The organism is uncultured Methanobrevibacter sp., assembly GCF_902784195.1.
Taxonomy (GTDB): Archaea; Methanobacteriota; Methanobacteria; order Methanobacteriales; family Methanobacteriaceae; genus Methanobrevibacter.
In genome coordinates, this window is sequence record NZ_CACZTX010000001.1 from 428147 (window position 1) to 451466 (window position 23320).

Consider the following 23320-nt stretch of genomic DNA (forward strand, 5'->3'; position numbering starts at 1 on the left):
AATCTAACCTTTATACGGAAAGCAAATTAAAAGAAAAAAATTAAAAACAAAATATAAAACAACTAATAATTATTGAAAATGGTGAAAATATGAGTGAACTATTTACTGAACTTCCTATTGGTAAATTCTTCGAAAATATGGTTGAAAAGCAACCAGACCACGAATTTATAATTTATCCTGATAGAAACCTTAGATTTACTTATAAAGAATTTGATGAAAGAGTAGACAATCTTGCAAAAGGAATGCTCTCAATTGGAATTAAACCTGGAGACAGAGTAGGTATTTGGGCTAAAAACGTGCCTGAATGGTTAACATTTATGTTTGCATGCGCTAAAATCGGTGCAGCCATTGTAACTGTAAACACCGCTTACCAATCACATGAACTTGAATATGTATTAGCTCAATCCGAAATGAAAGCTATTGGTATGACAGATGGATTTAGGGACACAAGTTACTTTGACATCATTCATGAGCTTGTGCCTGAAATGTTAACAAGTGCTAGAGGAAATTTAAACAGCGAAAAATTCCCTTATTTAAAATACATTATCCATGTAGGGCAAGAAAAGCACAGAGGAATGTTCAACACTAACGAATTGTTACTTCTTGGTATGAACTATGATGATGATGAGTATCAAAAGATCAAGGATGCAGTTACTCAAAACGATGTAATCAATATGCAATATACAAGCGGTACTGAAGGATTCCCTAAAGGTGTAATGCTTACAAGCCGTAACATCCTAAATGACGGTTACTACATTGGAGAGAACATGAATTACACTGAAAAGGACAAGCTTCTCTTGCAAGTACCTTTATTCCACTGCTTTGGAACTGTACTTGGTGTAATGGCTGTAATTACCCACGGTTCAACCATGGTCGTCCTTGAAGAGTATGACCCTCTTCTTGCTATCTCATCCATTCAAAAGGAAAAGTGCACTTCCATTTATGGAGTTCCTACAATGTTCATTGGTATGATGAACCATCCAATGTTTGAGATGTTTGACATGTCTTCACTTAGAACTGGTATCATGGCAGGTTCAACTTGCCCTGTTGAAACCATGAAGGATGCAATCAACAAAATGAACATGAAAGAGATTACCAGTGTATACGGCCTTACAGAAGCAGGACCTGGTTTTACTCAAACCAATGCAGCTGATTCATTTGAGAAAAAGATCAATACTGTAGGAAGGAAATTCCCTAATATTGAAGTTAAGATTGTAGATCCTGAAACCGGTGAGGAACTTGGACCTGGTGAAACTGGAGAAATCATGTGCAGAGGTTTCAATGTAATGAAAGGTTACTACAATATGCCTGAAAAAACCGCTGAAACCATTGAGCCAGATGGATGGTTACACTCTGGAGACTTAGCTACTGTAGATGAGGAAGGTTACTACTCCATTGTAGGGAGAATCAAGGACATGATTATCCGTGGAGGAGAAAATATCTACCCAAGAGAAATCGAAGAGTATCTCTTCACTCATGAATGTGTACAGGATGTGCAGGTAGCAGGTATTCCTGATGAGAAATACGGCGAAATCGTCGGTGCATTCATTATCAAGGAACCTGGATACGATGATGTTACTGAAGCGGATATCAGAGACTTCTGTATCGGCAGCATTGCTAGATATAAAGTTCCTAAATATGTATTCTTTGTAGATGAATTCCCACTTACAACAAGTGGTAAAATCCAAAAATACAAATTAGGCGAAATCGGTTTAAGACTTCTCGATGAGAGAAGAGAAAGAGGAGAATTATAATTCTCCTTAACCCCTCTTTCAATTATTTTTTTAAATATGTGAATTCAAAAGTTGTTTCATCAATACCATAACCAATAGCCACTTTCCTTAAGTCAGCTAGTGTTGACTCAATACCATTAACATTTTCACTATTCACTGATAATTTAAGCTTGGATGTGAGAACATTTTCTATTCCATCCAATGACCAAATATGAAAATCATCAATTGATTCAACATGATTAACACTTAATAAATCTTTTTTTAATGAATCAACATCAATATTGCTTGGACTTGATTGCAAAAGTATTTTAACGCTTGCAATTAATGTTTTGGCCAAATTATAGATAACCCAAACACTTACTAAAATAGATGCAATTGGATCGAGAATTGGAATGTTTGCAAAATATAAAATCAAACTGACTATTAGAAGAGCAACCCATTCGAATACATCTCCAAGCATATGAATAGAAATGGCCTTTTCATTAAATGTTCTTCCTTTATGCAATCTAATTAAAGAAGCCCCTTTAAATATTATGCCTAAAATAGCAATCAGGATCATGCCTGAAGCATCAGGAGATTGGCTTATGAATAGTCGATGCAATGCTTCATAAGCAACAGTCATAGAGACTAGAATGACTATAGTGGAATTAAGTAAGGCTCCAAAAATGGATAATCTTTGGAAACCGTAAGTAAAATTATCATTGGATTTGCTAATGGAAAATTTTTCCAAAATCCATGCAATCAATATTGAAATTGTATCACTTAAATCATGCAAAGCATCAGATAGGATTGCTACACTATTCGTGAAAATTCCTCCGCTGATAACGATAATATTAAATATTATATTTAAAACCAATGCAATGGAAAGGTTTTCGCTAGCTTCTTTATGTACATTATGTTTTTTGAAATTTTTTTTAATCAAAGTATCCTCCTTTTATCAAGATCTTGAAATTAAATTCTATCATAACAATTTTAGAAAGAATAAAAAAATTACAATTATTCTATAAAAGAGTTTTTAAAGTCCCATAAAGCCATTCACATTTTTTTCTTTATAACTGCATAAAGAAAAATTCTTTTGAATCAGATATTGGCAAAAACCTATCATTATCTTTTAAAAACCCAAATATAAAAATATAGATTAAAGATTTTTTTAATTGAATCAATATCATATTATATTAAATTGCAAACTCTTATAATTTTATATGTTTTACTATTTAATTTAAAAATATATAAAATAATAATGATAGAAAAAAATCAAAAAGAATAAAAACTTTTAAAAATAATAAATAATATCTACTATTTTTTACATATAATATTTAGAGGAATTAATATGGATTATGATGTAATATATATTGGAAGTGGAAATGCAGCATGGCAAGGAGGCCGTTTCTTAAGAAAAGCAGACCTTAAAATATTAATTGTTGAAGAAAGCCTATATGGTGGAACATGTGCAAACAGAGGTTGCAACTCAAAAGCGCTTCTTGATGCTCCATATGAAATAAAGGCATTGGCAGACAATTTCGAAGGCTGTGGAAAATCCGGTGATTTCGATGTGGATTGGACTGCATTGATGGAATTGAAACGTAAGAGAATTGCAAATATGGCTCCTTTCCTTGATGGAAAATTTAAGGAATATGACCTCGATGTGGCTCATGGAAAAGGAATAATCATTGATGAGCATACAGTTCAAGTTGGAGAAGAGAAATTCACCACAGAGAAAATAGTCATTTGTACCGGTTTAAAACCTGTAATTCCAGACATTCCTGGAAAGGAATACCTACATGACAGCACTGACTTTTTAGACATTGATGAGCTTCCAAAGCATGCGATTATCATAGGGGCAGGATTTGTTGGAATGGAATTTGCATCAATCCTTGCAGAAGCAGGACTTGAAGCAGATGTGATAATCAGAGGAGATATGGCATTAAAATACTTCCACCAACCTTACGTTCAACATGTGATTGAAATACTTAAAGAGAAAAACATCAGATTCCACTTCAATGAAACCGTAACAGAAATCATTAAAGATGAGAATGTTGTAATCGATAATCCTGAAGAAAGAGTTCTTAATCTTGAAAATGCATTGAATACTGATGATAAATTAAGAGATCCTGATGCTAAAATAGATAATAAGGCTTATGAAAATGCATTTACAGTAAACTGTGAAAGCGGACTAAGCTTAACTGGAGACTATGTCATTGCAGCTATGGGAAGAGAGGCAAATGTAGAGGACATTGGCCTTGAAAATGTTGGATTGGCATACACCAAAAGAGGAATTAAGGTAAATGAATACCTCCAAACTGATGTTCCTAATATCTATGCATGCGGTGATGTAGCGGATAGTGGAATTGCTAAGCTTGTAACCGTTGCGATTCATCAATCCAAATACCTTGGAAAAGCATTATTGGAGAAAAATCCTGAGAAAATAGATTATCCTGTTGTTCCTGCAGTTGCTTACACCATTCCAAGAATAGCTACAGTGGGAGTTCCTGCATTTGTAGCTGAAGAGATGGATGGATATGAAGTTCATAGAATCCAATATGGTAAGTCATATTCACTTGAGCTTAAAAACGATAGGACTGCTGAAGCAAAGGTCATTGTAGATAAGGACCTTCAAATAGTCGGTGCAGAAATCATGGCAGCAGATGCTGAAAATGTGGCAAATATGTTTACATTCATCATCAATCAAAAAATAAGCCTTAAAGAGCTTGACCATATGATTTATGCATTCCCTTCAAGCAGTTCTGTATGTTTGTATAAATTGCATAATATACATTATGCATTTTAAATAGGAATCAATTATTTTCCTATTTTTTCTATTTTTTCTATTTTTAATTTTTTATAATTTTATAATTTTTATTATTTTATATATTTTTTAAAATTTTTTATAATGTTTTTATTTTTTTATAATTTTATATAATCTTTAAAATTTCTTTTAATGTTTTTATTTTTTTATATTTTTATGATTTTTTATAAGGCCCATAATTTTCCAATTTCTTACTTGCTATCCTTGATGCAAAATCAGCAGATTCTATTAAAGTTTTATTATTTAATATTGCTAATATATATGCAGCCATATAAGTATCACCACATCCAGTAGCATCTACAATATTATCACATTTAACTGCATTTATTTTAATAGTTGTACCACCAACTTCAATAATTCTTGAACCTTTGCTACCATTTGTGATAACTAAGTTGGAATCTGCAAATTTTTCACTTTTTATGATATCAAATTCACTCTCATCCATGAAAATTGTATCACTTATATCAAAAACATGATCTAGATTATCAGATAGTTTTAATATCATCGAATTATCTTCATCCATAAATCTTAAGAAACCTTGAAGTGAAACATAGATTGGAACTTCAAAAGTTTTCAGAAATTCCAAAGTTTCAATTGGAAAGTCATTGCTGTTAAGTGGTGTCAAGACAAAGGCATCGATATCATCATTATCAATTTCACATTCTTCAAAAATATTTTTCAATTCATCGCTGAGTATAGGAACATTTGCAAAATTAGTTGATTGCCTTCTTATATCTAGATTATCCTTATCAGGATATTCATTAATGAAATGATGTGTTTCATCCTTTAAAATGAGTTTAACTTTTGATTTATCTGGAAATGAATTGATTAAATCCTCACTTGAAGCATTTACAATAGCTAAATAATCCTCATTAAACTCTTCATAGACAAAGCTTTGGAAATAACTGGCTCCCCCTACCTTTGAGTTTTCCTTATCTCCAATGATAATAAGATCTTCACATGCTGGCCCAATTAAAACAAGTGTCATTGCAATCCATCATTATTTGTTTTTAATAGAAAAAATAAAATTTCCAATTTAAAAATATTCATTCAAATATTATAAATTTTCAATCTAAAATTATTTTCTTTTTAAAAATATATAAATATAGTGAAAGATTAATTAGTATAAAAAAAGAAATTAAATTAATATAAACAAAAAACTAATTTTCGTAAATAAAAAAAACAATTATAGGTAATAAGATGGATATTTTAAGCTTACCCATTAACATCATCATTGGAAATGTAATATCTTTTTTTGCATCAATTGCACTTATTTTAAGTTGCATTGTCAATGACAAAAGGGAAGCTTATAAGTATCAGGTTATTGAAGCGCTCATTCTTACAGTTTCTTCAGCATTTTTCCTATCATGGACCGGAATACTTACCATGCTCATTGCAGCAGCAAGGAACTACTTAGTAATGAATGAAAAGTTAAGTTCCAAATTAGCGATTATGTTCATCATAATTACCCTAATCATTTGCCCTATAATCAATACAATGGGCTTGATTGGACTTCTTCCTATGATTGGAATCATACAGCTTACCATTTGCAACTATTACTTGAAAACAATCAAATGGATTAAGGTAGCATTCATTGTAAACGTTTTGATTTATGCAATTTACTTTATAGGAATCTACGATATTGTATCATGCCTTACTCAAGTGATTACAGCAATAATTGGATTTATTTCATTATTTAAGTTAATTAAAAATGAAAAAGAAGAAAAAATAATTTAAATAAAAATAAATGAATAAATACTGCATTAATTCTTTGATAATAAAAAAAGAAAATATTTGAAGAGAGAAACTTAAGAATTACTCTTCATTACTAAAATATTTTGTAAAGATATATGCAAGAATTGATCCTGCAAAGTTTTGCCATACTGAATATAATGCTCCAGGAACTGTTGCCAAAGTCAATGCTGGGAAATGTGTTTTTGCAAGACTTGTAGACAATCCTGAGTTCTGGAAAGCAAGTTCAATAGCAATGGTAACCATCTGTTTTCTCTTCATTCCAGACAAGTAACCTACCGCAAATCCTAAAAGCATTGCTATGAAATATTGCAAAACGATTGCAGCAATTATTACAAGAGATGAACTGATGATTGCTTCCTTGTTTGCTCCAATGACTCCTGCAACGATTATCGCAATAACAACAGAAGACAATGCAGGCAAATAATCCTTCAATTTCTCACAAAAGTCTGGAAATTTATAGTTAAGGAACAATCCTAAAGCTATTGGAATTATTACAATCTGCACAATTGAAATGAACATGTCAACTGGATTGAACGCTATTGTATTTCCAATCAGAAGCAATGTGATTATTGGAGTTAAGATAGGTGAAATAACTGTGGAAACTGCAGTGAGTGAAACTGAAAGCGCCACATCACCTTTTGCTAGAAATGTGATTACATCAGATGCTGTTCCTCCAGGAACTGTTCCAACAAGAACAAGCCCTACAGTCAATGCCTCATTTAAAGATAAGATGCTTGCAATTGCAAATGCTATCAATGGCATTAACAGATATTGGGCACTGACCCCTAACAAAATCTCTTTAGGCCTTTTGAATACATTTACAAAGTTCTCTATTTTTAATGTTGTACCCATTCCAAAGAGGATTACCCCTAAAAGAACATTAATAACATTTATTCCCATAAACTCTTCCATAACCCAATTGAATGAATTTGGAATGATTACAGCAATTACAACTGCAATAAGAATGATTATAAAAAAATATTTTTCAACCAATTTAAAAATTCTTTTCATAACTTTAATATTTGTTAAATCTATAAATAAATGTTTATATTAAAGAATTAAATCATAAGGAACACATGAAAAAATCTCTTACTTCACTAAACTTAAATATTTTTAAAAATAATATATTAACATGACTTTCATGAATAATAATGCAAATATAAAACAATTCCAATTGATTAAATTCCTAAATGAAAACGTCAATGATGATCATGTGATATCAAGAATTTCAATTGTACTTCGTAGAGACAAATTAGAAGCTCCTTATTATATGAATACCAAAATCAGACTCTCTTCTTGCCTTGATAATGGAGAAAATGGACTTATTCATGCAATGAACATATTAAATCATAGCAGAATGTACAATTTAACTGAAGACCGATACAATGAAATTAAATCATTGATTATTGATACATTTGAGAACAAACAATCTGAACAAGTTGAATTCTCTAAAAATGATAAACAGATTAAAATAGATTTAATGTCTAAAAACGATGAAGAATTCAAGAATCTTTATGAAAACTATCATGAACTTTTTGAGAAAATAGATAATCTGATTGATTAGAGAACATTATCATATAAAAAAAATTATAAAAAAATTATAAAAAATAAGAAATTAACCAATAATACGGGGATTAATCAATGAAAGAAATTGAGAAAATGCAAGCTGGATTGGAATATTGTTATGACGATGAAGATATTTCAATGATGAAATTGCATGCCATAGAAAATGCAAACGTATTTAATTCTCTCGCAGAAGATGATTTAGACAAACAGCATGAGGTATTATCCGAGATTTTAGGTTCTGTTGGTGAAAAGGTATGGATTGCAAAGCGATTCTGCTTTGATAATGGCAAAAACATTTTCATCGGCAACAATTTTACTGGAAACTTCAACTTGACAATACTTGACATCAAAGAAGTCTACATTGGAGATAATGTAATGATTGGTCCAAATACTACTATAACAACAGTTGGCCATCCATTATCCCCTAAAAAAAGACGAGACCATTTGGCACAGGCCTCTGAAATCAGAATTGGAAATGACGTATGGTTAGGTGCAAATGTGACAATTCTTCCTGGAGTGACCATTGGAAATAATGTGGTTGTTGGTGCTGGTGCAGTGGTCAGCAAAGACATTCCTGACAATTCCCTTGCACTTGGAGTTCCTGCGAGAGTTGTTAAAAAATTGGAAAATGATATTGATTGATTAAAAAAATAATAAAAAAAAATGATTTAAAAAATGATTTAAAAAGAGGAAAAATATAAAAATAAAAAATAGGTTAAGTTTTAACTTAACCAAAGTTTTTCTAAAATAATGGATCTTTCACTCTAGCAATCCTAAATGAATTAAGTATAACCACCAAAGTTAATCCCAGGTCACCAATACCAACAGACGTCATTAAAGTAATTAAACCTAATATCGCAAGGATTACAAAGAGAGCCTTTACGAAAATGGATAGTGAAATGTTTTGTTTAATAATATTCATTGTCTTTTGGCTTAAACTGAATAGGTAAGGCAACTTACTAATGTCATCCTGCATTAGAGCCACATCAGCGGTTTCAATAGCTACATCGGAACCTGCAGCACCCATTGCAATACCGATGTTTGCACGTGCCAATGCAGGTGCATCATTGATACCGTCACCAACCATAGCCACATCACCAAACTTGTTACGGATAGTGTCAAGAATGTTTAGCTTATCTTCAGGCAAAAGATTGGAGTAGACATAATCCAGTCCGATTTCATCAGCAACTTTCTTGGCAGCAATCTTATTGTCACCAGTTAACATAATGGTTTTTACACCTTGTTCCTTAAGATCCTTGATTACATCTGGAGCATTGTCACGAATCTTATCAACAACTGTTAAGCTTGCAATAACTCCATCCTCATCACCAATGAAGACAACTGTTTTACCTTCGGCAGAGAACTGATTAATTTCTTCTTGGGAAATGTTAAACTCACTGCCTTCAATTAAAGACTCATTTGCAGCATAGAATTGTTTTCCTTCAACATTAGCTATAATGCCTTTTCCAGGAACATTCTTAAAGTCCTCAATTTCCTCAAACTCTATATCATTTAATGTAGCATAATTAACAATCGCATTTGCTATAGGGTGAGATGAACTGTTCTCCAATGAAGCAGCTATCCTGACAATTTCATCTTCAGCATAATCATCATTCAATACATTGATGTCACTTAATTCGAGTTTTCCTTCTGTTAAGGTACCTGTTTTATCGAAAATTACCGCTTTTACATTACGCATTTCCTCTACATAGGTACTTCCTTTGATTAACACCCCTTTTTTGGTAGCTGAAGTGATAGCTGACACCATACCGATTGGAGTGGAAATCAGGAATGCACAAGGACATGAGATTACCATAATTGAAAGTGCTTTGTAAACCCAGTCCACAAGGTTTTGTCCAAAGAACAAGGGAGGTACGAACGCCACACAAGCTGCAATTACAATCATCAATGGAGTGTAATACTTGGAAATACGTTCTACCAAAGTTTCAGTGTTTGATCTATTCAATTGAGACCTTTTAACAAGGGTTACAATTTTAGAAATAACTGAATCCTTAGCTTCTTTTGTTACAACCATTTCCAAATACCCGTCTTCATTAACGGTACCTGAGAAGACTTCATCCCCAACAGTCTTGGTTACAGGAAGACTTTCACCGGTAATGGATGCCTGATTGATTGAAGAAATACCTGAAACTATATTTCCATCCAAAGGAACTTTGTCTCCAGGCCTTATAACTACAATTTCACCGATTTTGACATCATCAACATTACGGACTTCCTCTCCATCTTCAACTTTTACCCTTGCAGTTTCTGGAGCTAATTCAACCAATGATTTGATTGAACGTTTTGCTCTATGCTCAGCCAAGTCTTCCAAGAATTCCGCTATGTAATATAATAATGCTACAGCTGCACCCTCTTCCCCATGGCCTATTATGAATGAAGCGATACAAGCAATCACTACAAGAAGTGCTGGACCGACAGTATGACGTTTTACAAGGGATTTATATGCAAGAATAGCTATTTCATAACCTGCTATAAGTGCTCCAAGCATGTATATTATGGTTACAATTGTATGGTCAAAGGATAACCATTCAAGTATATGTCCCCCTATAAAGAGTATTCCACTTGAAACCATGATTTGAATTGGCCTATTGTAAATAAGAGGTTTTCCTTCTGCTATAAGCTCTTCATGTTCCTCTTTATCTTCATCATCTGTACAATCAGGGCACCCGCATAGAGAGAAATCGTCATCATCGTCATCACAACCACAACCACAAGTTCCATCCTCATGCTCATGATCGTGGTCATGGTCATGATGACGCTCATGTCCATGATGGTGATGGTCATGTTCATGATTATGGCCATGGTCATGACAATCACAATCAGGGTCTTCACAAGAATTCTCCACTATTTTAAGATTATGCTCATGTCCATGCTCATGATGATGCTCATGATCTTCATCATGACAATCATCGTCATCACAACCACAACCACAAGATTCTTCTTCATGCTCATGATGATGATTATGATTGTGGTCATGATGATGCTCGTGGTCATCTTCTTCATCATGGCAGTCATCATCTTCACATCCACAGCGACAGGACTCATCATGTTTTTCTTCCTCATGTCCATGCTCATGTTCGTGACCATGACTGTGGTCATGATTATGCTCATGGCTGTGGTCGTGATGATGGTCGTGATCATGGTCATGGTCATCATCTGCACAATCAGGGCATCCACAAAGACTTATATCAACATCTTCATCATAATCTATCTCTTCTCTATGATCAAAAACACTTAAATCAGTGCTTTTCTGATAATCCTTCAATAACTGCTTATTGTAATGCTTTTCATTCATACATTTTTCATCACTGCAGTCAGGATCAAAACAAATATAATTGTAATGTTCGGGATTAAAGCATTCCTCTTCATTACAATCAGGATCATAACATTTATTTTCTACCATATTGACACCTTAATAAATAAAATAAAATAAAATAAAAAATTTAATTGAAGAATATCCAAAAGTTATTATTCATTCAAGTGTTCCAAACCCATCTTGTAAATCATTTCAACATGAAGGTCAGTTAATGAATACCTGGCTTGTTTTCCTTCTTTCTCAAATTTAACAATATTATGTGCCCTCAATATCCTTAATTGATTAGACACTGCATTTTGATTCAATCCTAATGATTCGCATATGTCACATACACATAAATCCTCATAGCTCAAAAGGGAAATTATCTTAAGCCTTGTAGGATTTCCAAAAATCTTAAAGAACTCTGAAAGGTCAGAATATTCATCATCAGCCAAGATATGCTTTTTAGCTCTTTCTATTGAATCTTCATGGGGATGATATATTTCACACATATCATCATGTTTATTTTCTTCATTTTGTGAATTTTGATTTTTCATTTGGAACACCTTTTTATAATAATAGTATAACATGTCAACATATTTAAATGTTTTCATATCATGATATTATGATATGTTATTAAAAAAATATTGAAAAATGCTAAAAATTAATAAAAAGTAGAAAAAATAGAAAAAAAGAAAAGAGTTAAAAAAATTTAACTATATGAAAAATGGTAAAATAAAGAATGGGCCTATGGCTGCAAGAAGGAAAAGTCCTATGCCTAAAGCAGCAATATGCTTTTGTTCATCCATTATTCCATTAATGATTAATAAAATACTGAAAAATCCTAATATTAAGGGTAAGATATGAGAAAATATAATAATAAATCCATTTGCCATTATATCACATAAATACTTTTTTCAATTATATAATAATTTATTTAATTTAATATTTAAATTTAAGCAGAAAAAAATAGCTAAAAAAAGAAAATATAAAAATTATTAAATTAAAACAAAGAAGAATTATTAGAAAATTGTAATATCTATTTCTCCTTTATGTAAAGCAGTCCCTACTAAAGCCTTTTTAATTCCTAATTCATTGATTAGAGGAATTTCATCTTTAGTGATTCCTCCCCCTAAAATTATTTTATCCTTGAATTCATCAAATTTTTCAAACAATTCCTTATTGAAACCGGCTTCTGTACCTACTGATGAAATATCAAGCAAAATAATTTCATTAGGGTCAATTCTTCTTAAGACTTCCTTAAATCCTTCCAAGTCCAAATCCATATGTTTAGTATAGAGTTCATTGTTTTTCACATCCACACTTACGATAATTCTTTCCTTAGGATACTTTTCAAAGATCTTCTCAAGCTCTTCAATTGATTCAAGTGTTTCAGTAGCTACAATAATCTTATAAGCAAAATCAAGCATGAATTCAAATGTTTCAAGATTATCTACACCTACATCCACAATAACAGGCAAAATGGTATTGACTTCCTTTATCTTATAGATATTATGATTCCCATTCCTTTCGATAAGGTCCAAATCAGCTATATACATCTCTTTTGCATTTGCCCTTTTTAATGAGTTAGCTATTTCAACAGGGTCAGATGAAGATGCATAAATAGTTTGTAAAGGGGTGTAAGTGTCTCTATTGCCGCTTTTACCAGATACAGCAACAGAATTCATTAAATCTAAAACAGGAATAATCTCTAACATATTTTCACCATCATACCATATTTTTGATAATTATAAATTATTCATCTAATTTTATAAATATTTCGTTAGCCAATTCCTTATCTACAGCCAATTGAGTGTTTCCCAATTGGAACACATAGTTAGGGAACTTTTGAATTAGACAAATCCTGGAACCTGGAATAAGCCCTAAATTCATGATTTTTCTTAATTTACGAGCATCTTCTGTTTTGATGTGTGAAACTTCACCGGATTCTCCACTGTGACAAGAAACTAAAGGCAATGAATACTCGTTTCCCAAATCATTATCACTATCTCCTTTAGGAATTGGATTGTTGTGAGGACAGTTTTCAGGGTTTCCCAAGATTCTGCATATATTGTCTTCAACCTCTTCACTCATTACATGCTCAATCTGGTCTGCCAGCTCTTCCATTTCATCCATGTCAGCTAAAAACAAGTCTGCCACTACCTTTTCTGCAATCCTATGTTTTCTAACTAAAGATCTTCCCAAATGTTCTCCATTTTCAGTTAAGTTGACAAAGCCATCATCAATCTTGACATATTCCTTCTTAGCCAATAATTCAATATCTTCCTTATTAAATTCATCAATGACCAATTTCTCTTCCTTTTCAAATTCTCTAACCCAAATATCACGCAAATAATGTTCAATTTCACTTTTTTCCATTTTAAACACCAAAATTGTTAGAAACTATTTAATCATGCTTTTAATCTTTTTAAACACCAAATTGTTAGAAACTATTTAATCATGCTTTTAATCTTTTTAAAACTGTCTTCTATAAACTTATATGATTTGGATTCAGGCAGAATCTCATATCCGCAATTGGGACATTTAACTGTTTTGCAATTGATAGGGCATGAATCACAGCTTATTCCATCACACTTTTGAAATGTGAAACCGCAGAATTCACATTTTACTATTTGATCTTTTTTATCATTCTCTTCCATTTCAAAGCCCCTATCCATCTAAAAACGTTAAAATCATATTCTTATAAACCCACATCTAAAAGATTAAATCCTAAATAATTATAAAACCACATTCAAGCTAGTCAATATGAAGTTTACGATAAAACCCATTGTAAATGCAAGAACTATGCTCATTACAGCAATCAAACCAGCTAACTTAACACCTCTTTCCTTAATCATAATCATCAATTGAGCTACACAAGGCAAGAACAAAGTTAATGTTACAGAAGCAACAAGCAATTGAACTCCTGTCAATTGATTCTGAATTGTCATAAGTCCTGCAGCACCAAAGTCCCTTCTAAAGAATCCGAGCACAAATGAGGAACTTGTTGAAGTAGGAAGGCCAATTGCATTGACTACAGGGCTGATGCATGCAATGATCCATTGGAATATTCCGCATAAGTCAAGAGCCCAAATGATTACACTGATCAATATGAAAATTGGAATCAATTCCTTGATATACATTACAAGACGTGTCCAAGTCTTTTTAGCGATATGGGACAATTTAGGCCATCTTAAAGGAGGCAATTCCATAAAGAAACTTGGCTGTGCCCCTGGAACAAATCTTTTTGCAAGGAAACCAATGACTACAAAGTTGAATAGGATTACAGCAAACCAAATCCAAATGGCATTTTGATGTTGGGATAAGAGTGCCATAATAACCCCCAATTGTGCAGAACAAGGAATTGTAAGAGCCATAAGCATTGTAGCAATGTTTCTCTCCCTTCTTGTTTCAAGTGTTCTTGTCACCATTGTTGCCATACTTCCACAGCCAACTGCAAGCACAAATGGAATAACGCTTCTTCCACTCAAACCTATCTTTTTAAACCCATTATCCACTAGGAGAGCAAGCCTTGGAAGGTATCCGCTATCTTCAAGTATTGAAAATACAATGAAGAAAAGTGATACAATAGGGAGGATAATCCCGAATCCATAGGTTAAACCAAGGGTGACGATACCATATTCACCAATAAATAGGTTTTGAATCGGTACCCAAGGAATATACTGAACAACAACAGCAGTCACTGCAGGGTTAATGTACTGGCCAAAAATGGTATTTTCCAAAAAGTCTACAAGAATGCCTGCTCCAAGCACTCCAACTATCAAATAAAGGCCAAAGTAAAGTACACAAGCAAGTATGATAAGTCCGTAAATCGGATGAATCATTATTCTGCTTAATTTTTCACCTAAGCTATCCTTATCCTGAACATTTACACTATCTATTGTTGTGTAGTTTGATTTGATGTGCTTAGCATAATCAGCAAGCCTAAGTTTTGTCAGATACTTGACCGGTTGGTCAAACTTGGCTTTTTGAGCATCAATAATCTTTGATAAGAGAGCATAATCTTCCTTCTCTTTTACAAGGTTTTCACTGTCTTCATCACCTTCAAGGAGAGAAACAGCCAAATATCTTTTAGAAACCGGATAAGATCCCTTAATGTTATTCTTTATCTCAGAAATGGCTATTTCAATAGACCTTCCATAGTCTACATCCAAAAAAGTTTTTGATTCGCTTAATATTTGATTTTCAATTGAATCATAGTTGACGATTGTATGTTTTAATTCTTCCAATCCCCTGTTTTCTGCAGCAGCAGTCAAGACAATAGGAATTCCGAGCTCATGTGACAAGCTTTCAGCATCAACAGTTGCCCCAATCTTTTCAAGCTCATCCATCATATTTAAAACTAAAATCACTTCTTTTCCTGCATCAATCAACTGCAAAGTAAGGTCAATTGACTTTTCAATGTTCTTAGCATCCACTACATGAACCATCAAGTCAAACTGTTCATCTAAAACCAACAATTTAGCTACTCTTTCCTCTTCTGTGATTGTATTTAAATCATAAAGTCCTGGAGGGTCAGTTATATGGACTGTCTTGTTATCATAGGTGAAATTACCCTCATCGATATCCACTGTGGTTCCAGGGTAATTTGAAACCATTGCAGTCATACCAGTCAATTTATTGAATGTTAAACTCTTCCCTACATTAGGACTTCCTATTAAAAGAACGTTTTTGTAGTATGCTTTATCATTATTGATTGATTTATCATCCTCTGAATCAATCTTAGAATTAGTATCCTTCCCCATTTTTACCTTCTCAAAAATTGAATAAAACTACTTAATAATCTTTACCTAAAACTAATTTTATCCATCGATATTGAACAAAACCAGATGATATAAATCTATTTTTAATTTACTTAGTTAATAATGTATATATGTAAAAAATTAGATTTATTTATAAGTTAAAAAGAAATTAGGTAAACCTAAATAATAATTTTATTTCCTAATTATATAAATATTTCTATAATTATTATTAATATTAAAAAAAGTGAGAGGATATTAAAAAAGGACAATATTAACCTTATTTAAAAAATGCCTTATTTACAATTGTTTCTATATCAATATTAGTTGCATCTTCAGTTCTTTTGAAATGGGCAAGATACTCAATATTTCCACTTTTACCTTGAATTTTTGAAACATCCAAATCAATTATGTTATATCCATATTTCTTAAAATAAGCAATTATATCAAGAATTACATCCTTATGAACTTCCTTATCATTGATGATCCCCTTGAATTTATCTGCTATTTCCTTACCACATTCAAATTGAGGCTTTATGAGAAATACCAATTCAAAATCCTCATCCTCCAAGGATATCCTATCTATAATATGCTTTAAGGAAATGAAGGACACATCAGATACTATAATATCTATGCCATCAAAGAGATTGCTTGGAGCATTCTTGAAGTTCAATTGCTCATGAAGTTCAACCCTTCCATCATTCCTTAATGAATTTGCCATCAAATCAGTTCCAACATCAATTGCAACCACCCTTTTTGCACCATTCCTTAGGGAGCAGTCTGTAAATCCTCCAGTAGATGACCCAATGTCCATAACGCTTTTATCATTCAAGTCCAAATTAAATGATTCTATAGCACCTTCAAGCTTTAATCCTGCTCTTGATACATACTTAATGGAACTGCTATCGATAATTTCGACTTTATCATTATCCTTAACGCTATAACTTGCTTTAGTCATTATATTGTCATTTACCTTTACAGACCCAGATTTGATCAGTTCCTTTGCTTTAGTTCTGGAATATGTAAAATTATTATTCACTAAATATCTATCCAATCTTTCTTTCATCTAAACACCGATATAGAAAATCCTTAAATTTTTACCAATAATAATAATTTGTTTATTGTATATATTAAAACTGATGTATGTAAAAATAATTGATTATGAAAATCAGAATAGGGCAATAATAGAAATAATAAAGGGGGAATGATTAAAATAAACTGGAAAATCAGATAGAATGAATGAATAAAAAAATAAAATGGGGGAGAAAAAGAAAAGAGAATTCATCTCTTTTCTTATTCATATTGTGTTTAAAAATACTAGCTAAGATTAAAAATAAAGAGAATGAACCCTTAAACATATTTTATACTTTATAGTATATAAAGTTTACTTGAAAAATAATAAATTTTAATTGATTTGAATAAAATGTAAAAAAAATAATAGAATAAAAAATTAAATCATGGCTTTAAAATAAAATCTTAAACAACTTTGTAAACTTCAAGGCAAGACGAGGAGATATTTTTAAAAATACCTTTAAAATGTCCTTTGGAGCCATATTCCTGTAATCAAGCCCGACGAAAGCATGAATAATCTGATTCAAATCATTATCACTTAAAGAAAGAAATACCTCATGGGCAATAGCTAATTTAGGAATAGCACCTTGAGTGTATTCATCATACAATACTTCATATTCCTTAAGTCTTTCTGCTGAATAATCCTTGTCCCTTATAGCTCTAGCTGCCACTTGGCCTGCAGTCTTTCCTCCAAGCATGCCCAAAATTATTCCACCACCAGTGATAGGATCTACCTGACCTGCTGCATCACCGCAAACCAATAGGTTATCGCTGCATATTTGGCCAATCAAACCTCCGATTGGGTCTCCACCAACATTCAGTTCAACTGCCTTTGCATTTTTCAAAGGAGGATATGATTCAATGAATTCATTTAAGTAGTCAATGGCTGGCCTTTTGCTTGCTGAAGATATTGCAATGCCAACATTTGCAATGTCATCTCCCTTTGGAAATACCCATGCATAGCCACCATTTGCAAAAGCGCCTAAATGAAGCTCAACCAAGTCCATCCTTTCACAATCGACTCCAACCATTTCATATTGAACTCCAGACATCATTTGCTGTGGCTTTTTAGTGGAGTTTATGCCAAATGCCTTGGCCACTCGAGATTCAGGACCATCTGCAGCAATTACTATGCGAGCCTTTATTTCAATGATTTCTCCCATATGTTCACAGTCAATTACATAAAATGAACCATCGGAATCCTCATCTTTCATAATGGATTTTGCTAATGTCTTAACCATTATTTTAGCACCTGCTCTTGCAGCATCCATAGCCATATACTTATCAAAGACCTTCCTTTCAATGACATATCCCTTTTCTGGCAGCACTGTCTCATCAAGAGTCAATCTTGTTTTATCCGGTGCAATAATAGCTCCCCCATTGATTCTCTGAACAGCCCATTGTGGATTCGGTTCAATCTCAAGCCATTTAAGCCCATGGTCATAAATGCCTTCTGCACATCTTTTAGGAGTCCCTATTTCTGACTTCTTATCTATCAATATTACGCTTGCCCCTCCTAAAGCAGCATGTTTAGCTGCAGCAGAGCCAGCAGGACCTGCACCAATTACTAAAACATCAGTTTCCATCATAATTATCATCAAAACCAATAAATTTTTTTAACTAAAGTCCCTAATCTAAAATTTAGAACATATAATAATTAAGAAAATGTAATATTTAAATTTTTAGAAATTTAATCCATTAAACATGCTAAAATCATATATAAAAATTAAAAGAATGTAAAGTGGAAACTAATTAAAAACAGCCCCATTATAAAATATAAAATTAAAAAAAATAAAATTATTAAAAAAAGTTAAAAAAAGTAAAATTATTAAAAAAAAGTTAAAAAAAGTAAAATTATGGGTTTAATCATTTAAACCCACAGTTAATACTTAAAATAAAAATTAAGCCTTTACTGCATCAGATATAAATTCTTTTTCAGATGCTGAAACAACAACCAATTTATCATCTTTTGCATATGCAAAAGTATAGTACGGATAAGTTGTAATGGTATAAATGTAATTACCGCTTACAAATCTGGTTACATTTTGAGGGTGATACTCCAAATAACCAGCAACTCCATTTATGGTTTCACTATTCCCCCCATAATGACGAGCTGTGTCATCAGTTGCCTTATGGCTAGGGTTTTTAGAAACGCTTAATGAAAGTGTATCATTATCTTTTTTATAATTCTTTATCTCTGAGAAATAAGCTATATTATCAACAGTCTTGTTATATTTTGTTGTGGTGTTTCTTACAACTTCTTCAAATCCATCAGGAACATTGAAATTGACTCCATCCACAGTTACTGTATTTCCACCACCCAGGAGACTTCCAAGATCAAAAGCATTGACCGCCCCTATACTAACAATAGCTATAATCGCTACAACCAATAGAGCAAATAATTTTTTATTCATATTATCAACCTTAAGTTTTTGTTATAGATATATTAATCTTTCATTATATATATGTTTTAAAATATTAAAAATAATTATTAAATTGTTAATCAATATTAATAATTAATACTATTTTAATAATAGAAATGTAAAATAATTAAAAAATATTCATATTTTAAATAAAAAATGAAATATTGAATTTTTTATAAAATAGTTTTTATACTTAACAATTAACAAAATTAACTATTTATATATTAGAAAACTTATATTTTATTAAGAAACCCCATATTTTTCCCAATATAAAAATCAATACAAAAAACATTATTACGTGAATAATCAGGTGCATCAAATGAAAATAATGAATAAAATTTTATCCAAAAGCAATAGTTATAATTATTACAAAACCAATTTTGAAAAATTAAAAAAAGAAAATAAAGAATTGATAGCGGAAAAAGAGAGTGATGAAAAGAATTATGAAAATAAAATAAAAAAATTAAATGAAAAATACGGCAAAGAGACTGAAAAGCTTAATAAAAAATATAATCATGATATCCGTGAACTTAATAAAAAATACAGCCATGAAATTGGTGAGATGAATAAAAATTTAAATTCACTCAAAAATGATTTAATGAATATTAATCATTCAGAAGAAATAATCAATAATGAACTTAAATATGCTTTTGTATTTAATGATACAATAAAAAACTCAGAATGGTTAAAAGAAAGAAATTTTTCATTGGTTAATTCTGCTGCAAATTACTCATTCATGTATTCATTATATCGTATTTTAAATGATGCACAGCCAAAAAATATTTTAGAAATGGGTTTAGGGCAAACTACTAAATTAACCTCCCAATATGCCAAATATTTTAACGATGCTAAATTAACAGTCTTGGAAAGTGATGAAACTTGGATAGAAAATTTCTCTAAAAATCTAGAGATCTCAGAAAATATACAAATACTTAACCTTGATGTGGAAACATTTGAATATAATAACACAATCAATCTCCGTTTTAAAGACATTTCAAAAATTGTTGAAGATGAAAAATACGATTTAATCATTATCGACGGTCCAAGAGGGTTTATAGTAAAAGATGGAAAAAATGAACTTTTAGATTATTCAAGATCAAATATATGGCAAATGATTCCATCCAATCTAGCAGATGATTTTATAATCATAATTGATGATTATGAAAGAAAAGGTGAAAGAAACACTATGGACCATACTAAAGAATTGTTAAAAGAAAATGATATAGACATATTTTCATATACCTCTAAAGGATTAAAAACACAACATGCAATTTTTTCTGAAAAATATAGATTTATTAGTTGGATCTAAAATTTTGGAAAAATGAGTAAAAATGAAAAAGAATAAGATTAAAAAAAAGAAATAAAAATAAAAAAAAAAAAGAAATAAAAATAAAAAAAGGAATAAAATATAAAAATAGATTAAAAAAAAAGAAATAAAAATAAAAAACTATAAGTAAAATTCAGGTTCTTTTCTTTCTGCATTTGCACTTTCAAATGCTGGTTTTTTAGCTTCAAATGCTTCTCCAGTGAAAGCCCTAGCATTTTCTGGGCAAATGTTTATGCATGAAGTGCATCTTGTACATAAGTCTAGGTCAACATCTGCTGGATCATCATCAGGAATAGCTTTCTCAGGACAAACACCTATACATTCAAGACAGAATACACATTTACTTTCATCACAGGATACAATGAATGGAAGGGTTTTATAATCTACATAAGGTCTGTTTCCTGGAATTTCAGTTTCTAAAGAATCACCAGCTGCTATTTTTTCAATACACTTTTGTGCAAATTCATTGATTTTTCCAATATCTGAATCATCAGGCCTTCCAACTGCAACACCATCAAATATGGAATGATGGCTGATAGTGGATGCAGCAGCAATTACATCAAAACCATTTTCATCCAATAAGTCAACAAGTTCAAGCAATGCATCAGTTACATGTGCATTTCCATAATTTACAACAGCTATTGCTTTTGTATTGTCTCCAGTTAACTTGGATAATCTTGCTCTTGCGGTTTTTGGAATTCTTCCTGCAAAAACAGGCATTCCAACTAAAACAATATCATCCGATGAAAATTCTTTTTCACCATCAAAGTAAAGCAAATCACAAATTTCATAATCTTTACTAAAGTTACTCGCCATTTGATTAAGTACTTTTTTTGTTGTTTCAGACGGGCTAAAAAATATATTTGTTATTTTACTCATATTCTCACCTTAATTTAAAATCTAAATTTCTAAAAAATGATTTATACTATTTTTATTATTATATTTATTATTTTTTAAATATGTACATTTTGTTAATATGAGTAGTATTATACCCTATAAAAAAAACTAAAAATATATATATATACCTCAACATATAATCCTTAAATAAAGAAAGAAAGGATTAACTAAACTTAATTTAGTTAATAAATGATATTCTGGAGAAAAAATGTCTAAATTACTTATTAAAATCCCTATTTTAAAAATTGAAGATAGGGCAAATAATTTTGATAACACAATTAGAAATCAAACACTTTATGAAATTGAAATAATTTACATTAAGAGCCATAATGAATCATCTGAAATTATTTATTCAATTTCTGAAACTGAACCATTAAAAAAAGCCATTCAAGATAATAATTTTGTAAAAGATAATTTAATTAAAACTGATAATGGCGAATCATCTGATTTTATTAAGGAATATTCATTTAAAGAAGAAACATTTATTTTTGACATTTTGAAAGAATTTGAAAGATTCCTAAAAGAAAATTCCTTGCAGGAATATTACAATCTTGATTTCCTAAAGCTTAAATTAAAAATTTCAAAAAAATTTTTAGAGGACTCACAAGAGAACCATAAAGAAGATTTTTATAGAATGATGCGTTCAGATTTCATAAATACAGACATAAGCAATGAAATCTTTAAAAAATTACCTTTAGACTTGTATAGATTCTTCATATGGGTTTTAAATGAGGAAACCCAATTAAAGTATTCATCTTTTGAAATGCATGCAAATGGATTCTATAATTACATTATTAAAAAGGAACTAGATTCTGAAATAGAAAGTTTTTCAAAAATAGGCATTAATCAAGATAAACAGAATGCCCCTTTATTAATTGTCACATTAACTTCTTTTCCAGCCCGCATAAATGAAATTCATTATACTATCTATTCCCTTTTAAACCAAAGATTAAAGCCAGACAAAGTAGTTCTATGGTTAGCTGAAGAACAATTTCCAAATAAGGAAGAAGATTTGCCTAATAATCTATTGAAACTAAAGTCTAATGGCTTAACAATTGAATGGTGTGATGACATCAAATCCTATAAAAAACTAATACCTGCCCTAGAGAAATATCCTAAAGATTTTTTAGTTACTGCTGATGATGACATTTACTATCATGAAACATGGCTAGAGGATATGTGGAAAGTATACGAAAAACACCCAAATACAATCATATCCTCAAGAACAAGACGTATCAAAATTAATTCTGAAGATGAAATACTTCCATACAACAATTGGAATCTGATTAATGATGATAGTGAAAGCTCATATCTAAATTTACCTACTGGTGCTGGAGGCATATTATATTTCCCAAATGCCCTTTCCAATAAGGTATTTGAAAAAAACTTATTCGAAGAATTCTGCCCTACAACTGATGATCTTTGGTTTTGGGCAATGGCCGTCTTAAACAAAACTAAAATTACATGTATTGATAATCCTTTTAACATACTGAAATATGTAAATATTACGCAAGAACTTGGTCTTATTAATGCTCCTACATTATGGCTTTACAACAAAGAAGGAAACAATGATAAGCAATTCAATAATTTATTAGAACATTTTCCAGAAATTAAAAAGATCATAATAAATGAAAAAAAACAAAAAGAGTTTGTTGGGTGATTACCT

At 31.2% G+C, this 23320-nt stretch carries 21 protein-coding genes; 7 read left to right on the forward strand and 14 right to left on the reverse strand.

Features of this window, described 5'->3' with window-relative positions; genetic code table 11:
• The first annotated feature begins 89 nt into the window (after nt 1-89).
• Nucleotides 90-1754 carry an AMP-binding protein gene (locus QZU90_RS01940; RefSeq protein ID WP_295607099.1) on the forward strand — a complete coding sequence of 555 codons (1665 nt, stop codon included), beginning with the start codon at nt 90-92 and terminating at the stop codon, nt 1752-1754.
• 22 nt (nt 1755-1776) lie between these two features.
• Here QZU90_RS01940 and QZU90_RS01945 read toward each other — a convergent pair whose 3' ends face one another.
• The gene (locus tag QZU90_RS01945; protein ID WP_295607096.1) at nt 1777-2655 is read right to left on the reverse strand and encodes a cation diffusion facilitator family transporter; all 879 of its coding nucleotides are present in this window, start codon (nt 2653-2655) and stop codon (nt 1777-1779) included.
• A gap of 408 nt (nt 2656-3063) precedes the next feature.
• Here QZU90_RS01945 and QZU90_RS01950 point away from each other — a divergent pair, with 408 nt between their 5' ends.
• Nucleotides 3064-4521: an NAD(P)/FAD-dependent oxidoreductase gene (locus tag QZU90_RS01950; protein WP_296855210.1), complete on the forward strand. Its 1458-nt coding sequence runs from the start codon at nt 3064-3066 to the stop codon at nt 4519-4521.
• 172 nt (nt 4522-4693) lie between these two features.
• On the opposite strand, the gene QZU90_RS01955 is transcribed toward QZU90_RS01950, so the two are convergent.
• Nucleotides 4694-5527, reverse strand: coding sequence for a PfkB family carbohydrate kinase (locus tag QZU90_RS01955; RefSeq protein ID WP_296855212.1), 834 nt, complete (start codon nt 5525-5527; stop codon nt 4694-4696).
• 212 nt (nt 5528-5739) lie between these two features.
• Here QZU90_RS01955 and QZU90_RS01960 point away from each other — a divergent pair, with 212 nt between their 5' ends.
• Complete coding sequence (locus QZU90_RS01960) at nt 5740-6276, forward strand: YgjV family protein (protein ID WP_296855214.1); 537 nt, start codon at nt 5740-5742, stop codon at nt 6274-6276.
• A 78-nt stretch (nt 6277-6354) separates the two neighbouring features.
• On the opposite strand, the gene QZU90_RS01965 is transcribed toward QZU90_RS01960, so the two are convergent.
• Entirely contained in the window at nt 6355-7305 is a 951-nt protein-coding gene (locus tag QZU90_RS01965) for a bile acid:sodium symporter family protein (protein ID WP_296855216.1), read from the reverse strand.
• A 130-nt stretch (nt 7306-7435) separates the two neighbouring features.
• On the opposite strand from QZU90_RS01965, the gene QZU90_RS01970 reads away from it, so the two are divergent.
• Nucleotides 7436-7858, forward strand: coding sequence for a hypothetical protein (locus QZU90_RS01970; protein WP_296855218.1), 423 nt, complete (start codon nt 7436-7438; stop codon nt 7856-7858).
• Between the two features lie 77 nt (nt 7859-7935).
• A complete protein-coding gene (locus QZU90_RS01975; protein ID WP_296855220.1) occupies nt 7936-8502 on the forward strand; it encodes a sugar O-acetyltransferase in 567 nt (188 codons plus the stop codon).
• Nucleotides 8503-8602: 100 nt separating this feature from the next.
• Here the strand turns inward: QZU90_RS01975 and QZU90_RS01980 are convergent, their stop codons facing one another.
• From QZU90_RS01980 to QZU90_RS02025, 10 genes are all read right to left on the reverse strand, one after another.
• Nucleotides 8603-11284, reverse strand: a complete 2682-nt coding sequence (locus QZU90_RS01980; RefSeq protein ID WP_296855222.1) for a cation-translocating P-type ATPase — start codon at nt 11282-11284, stop codon at nt 8603-8605.
• Nucleotides 11285-11349: 65 nt separating this feature from the next.
• Nucleotides 11350-11733 (reverse strand): helix-turn-helix transcriptional regulator, encoded by a 384-nt coding sequence (locus QZU90_RS01985; protein WP_295607615.1) that lies wholly within the window; start codon nt 11731-11733, stop codon nt 11350-11352.
• A 159-nt stretch (nt 11734-11892) separates the two neighbouring features.
• Nucleotides 11893-12072 carry a hypothetical protein gene (locus QZU90_RS01990; RefSeq protein WP_296855224.1) on the reverse strand — a complete coding sequence of 60 codons (180 nt, stop codon included), beginning with the start codon at nt 12070-12072 and terminating at the stop codon, nt 11893-11895.
• A gap of 126 nt (nt 12073-12198) precedes the next feature.
• On the reverse strand, nt 12199-12894 hold the full coding sequence (locus tag QZU90_RS01995) for a HisA/HisF family protein (protein WP_295607609.1): 696 nt from the start codon (nt 12892-12894) through the stop codon (nt 12199-12201).
• 37 nt (nt 12895-12931) lie between these two features.
• Nucleotides 12932-13555 carry a metal-dependent transcriptional regulator gene (locus tag QZU90_RS02000; protein WP_295607607.1) on the reverse strand — a complete coding sequence of 208 codons (624 nt, stop codon included), beginning with the start codon at nt 13553-13555 and terminating at the stop codon, nt 12932-12934.
• 71 nt (nt 13556-13626) lie between these two features.
• Nucleotides 13627-13836: a hypothetical protein gene (locus tag QZU90_RS02005; protein WP_295607604.1), complete on the reverse strand. Its 210-nt coding sequence runs from the start codon at nt 13834-13836 to the stop codon at nt 13627-13629.
• A 78-nt stretch (nt 13837-13914) separates the two neighbouring features.
• Nucleotides 13915-15942 carry a ferrous iron transport protein B gene (gene feoB, locus QZU90_RS02010; RefSeq protein WP_295607602.1) on the reverse strand — a complete coding sequence of 676 codons (2028 nt, stop codon included), beginning with the start codon at nt 15940-15942 and terminating at the stop codon, nt 13915-13917.
• A 274-nt stretch (nt 15943-16216) separates the two neighbouring features.
• Nucleotides 16217-17002, reverse strand: coding sequence for a TlyA family RNA methyltransferase (locus tag QZU90_RS02015; RefSeq protein WP_296855228.1), 786 nt, complete (start codon nt 17000-17002; stop codon nt 16217-16219).
• A gap of 397 nt (nt 17003-17399) precedes the next feature.
• Nucleotides 17400-18596, reverse strand: coding sequence for an NAD(P)/FAD-dependent oxidoreductase (locus QZU90_RS02020; protein ID WP_296855230.1), 1197 nt, complete (start codon nt 18594-18596; stop codon nt 17400-17402).
• Nucleotides 18597-18908: 312 nt separating this feature from the next.
• Nucleotides 18909-19421 (reverse strand): hypothetical protein, encoded by a 513-nt coding sequence (locus QZU90_RS02025; protein ID WP_295607590.1) that lies wholly within the window; start codon nt 19419-19421, stop codon nt 18909-18911.
• A 328-nt stretch (nt 19422-19749) separates the two neighbouring features.
• On the opposite strand from QZU90_RS02025, the gene QZU90_RS02030 reads away from it, so the two are divergent.
• Nucleotides 19750-20739 carry an rRNA adenine N-6-methyltransferase family protein gene (locus QZU90_RS02030; protein ID WP_295607588.1) on the forward strand — a complete coding sequence of 330 codons (990 nt, stop codon included), beginning with the start codon at nt 19750-19752 and terminating at the stop codon, nt 20737-20739.
• Nucleotides 20740-20877: 138 nt separating this feature from the next.
• On the opposite strand, the gene QZU90_RS02035 is transcribed toward QZU90_RS02030, so the two are convergent.
• On the reverse strand, nt 20878-21636 hold the full coding sequence (locus tag QZU90_RS02035) for a 4Fe-4S binding protein (protein WP_295607585.1): 759 nt from the start codon (nt 21634-21636) through the stop codon (nt 20878-20880).
• A 226-nt stretch (nt 21637-21862) separates the two neighbouring features.
• Here QZU90_RS02035 and QZU90_RS02040 point away from each other — a divergent pair, with 226 nt between their 5' ends.
• The gene (locus QZU90_RS02040; protein ID WP_295607582.1) at nt 21863-23314 is read left to right on the forward strand and encodes a hypothetical protein; all 1452 of its coding nucleotides are present in this window, start codon (nt 21863-21865) and stop codon (nt 23312-23314) included.
• Nucleotides 23315-23320: the final 6 nt, after the last annotated feature.

Excerpts from the sequence above, each read along its gene's own strand:
- QZU90_RS01940 (WP_295607099.1), top strand. The coding sequence starts at position 90 with ATGAGTGAACTATTTACTGAACTTCCTATTGGTAAATTCTTCGAAAAT.
- QZU90_RS01950 (WP_296855210.1), top strand. The coding sequence starts at position 3,064 with ATGGATTATGATGTAATATATATTGGAAGTGGAAATGCAGCATGGCAA.
- QZU90_RS01955 (WP_296855212.1), bottom strand. The coding sequence starts at position 5,527 with ATGACACTTGTTTTAATTGGGCCAGCATGTGAAGATCTTATTATCATT.
- QZU90_RS01960 (WP_296855214.1), top strand. The coding sequence starts at position 5,740 with ATGGATATTTTAAGCTTACCCATTAACATCATCATTGGAAATGTAATA.
- QZU90_RS01965 (WP_296855216.1), bottom strand. The coding sequence starts at position 7,305 with ATGAAAAGAATTTTTAAATTGGTTGAAAAATATTTTTTTATAATCATT.
- QZU90_RS01970 (WP_296855218.1), top strand. The coding sequence starts at position 7,436 with ATGAATAATAATGCAAATATAAAACAATTCCAATTGATTAAATTCCTA.
- QZU90_RS01975 (WP_296855220.1), top strand. The coding sequence starts at position 7,936 with ATGAAAGAAATTGAGAAAATGCAAGCTGGATTGGAATATTGTTATGAC.
- QZU90_RS01980 (WP_296855222.1), bottom strand. The coding sequence starts at position 11,284 with ATGGTAGAAAATAAATGTTATGATCCTGATTGTAATGAAGAGGAATGC.
- QZU90_RS01985 (WP_295607615.1), bottom strand. The coding sequence starts at position 11,733 with ATGAAAAATCAAAATTCACAAAATGAAGAAAATAAACATGATGATATG.
- QZU90_RS01990 (WP_296855224.1), bottom strand. The coding sequence starts at position 12,072 with ATGGCAAATGGATTTATTATTATATTTTCTCATATCTTACCCTTAATA.
- QZU90_RS01995 (WP_295607609.1), bottom strand. The coding sequence starts at position 12,894 with ATGTTAGAGATTATTCCTGTTTTAGATTTAATGAATTCTGTTGCTGTA.
- QZU90_RS02000 (WP_295607607.1), bottom strand. The coding sequence starts at position 13,555 with ATGGAAAAAAGTGAAATTGAACATTATTTGCGTGATATTTGGGTTAGA.
- QZU90_RS02005 (WP_295607604.1), bottom strand. The coding sequence starts at position 13,836 with ATGGAAGAGAATGATAAAAAAGATCAAATAGTAAAATGTGAATTCTGC.
- feoB (WP_295607602.1), bottom strand. The coding sequence starts at position 15,942 with ATGGGGAAGGATACTAATTCTAAGATTGATTCAGAGGATGATAAATCA.
- QZU90_RS02015 (WP_296855228.1), bottom strand. The coding sequence starts at position 17,002 with ATGAAAGAAAGATTGGATAGATATTTAGTGAATAATAATTTTACATAT.
- QZU90_RS02020 (WP_296855230.1), bottom strand. The coding sequence starts at position 18,596 with ATGATGGAAACTGATGTTTTAGTAATTGGTGCAGGTCCTGCTGGCTCT.
- QZU90_RS02025 (WP_295607590.1), bottom strand. The coding sequence starts at position 19,421 with ATGAATAAAAAATTATTTGCTCTATTGGTTGTAGCGATTATAGCTATT.
- QZU90_RS02030 (WP_295607588.1), top strand. The coding sequence starts at position 19,750 with ATGAAAATAATGAATAAAATTTTATCCAAAAGCAATAGTTATAATTAT.
- QZU90_RS02035 (WP_295607585.1), bottom strand. The coding sequence starts at position 21,636 with ATGAGTAAAATAACAAATATATTTTTTAGCCCGTCTGAAACAACAAAA.
- QZU90_RS02040 (WP_295607582.1), top strand. The coding sequence starts at position 21,863 with ATGTCTAAATTACTTATTAAAATCCCTATTTTAAAAATTGAAGATAGG.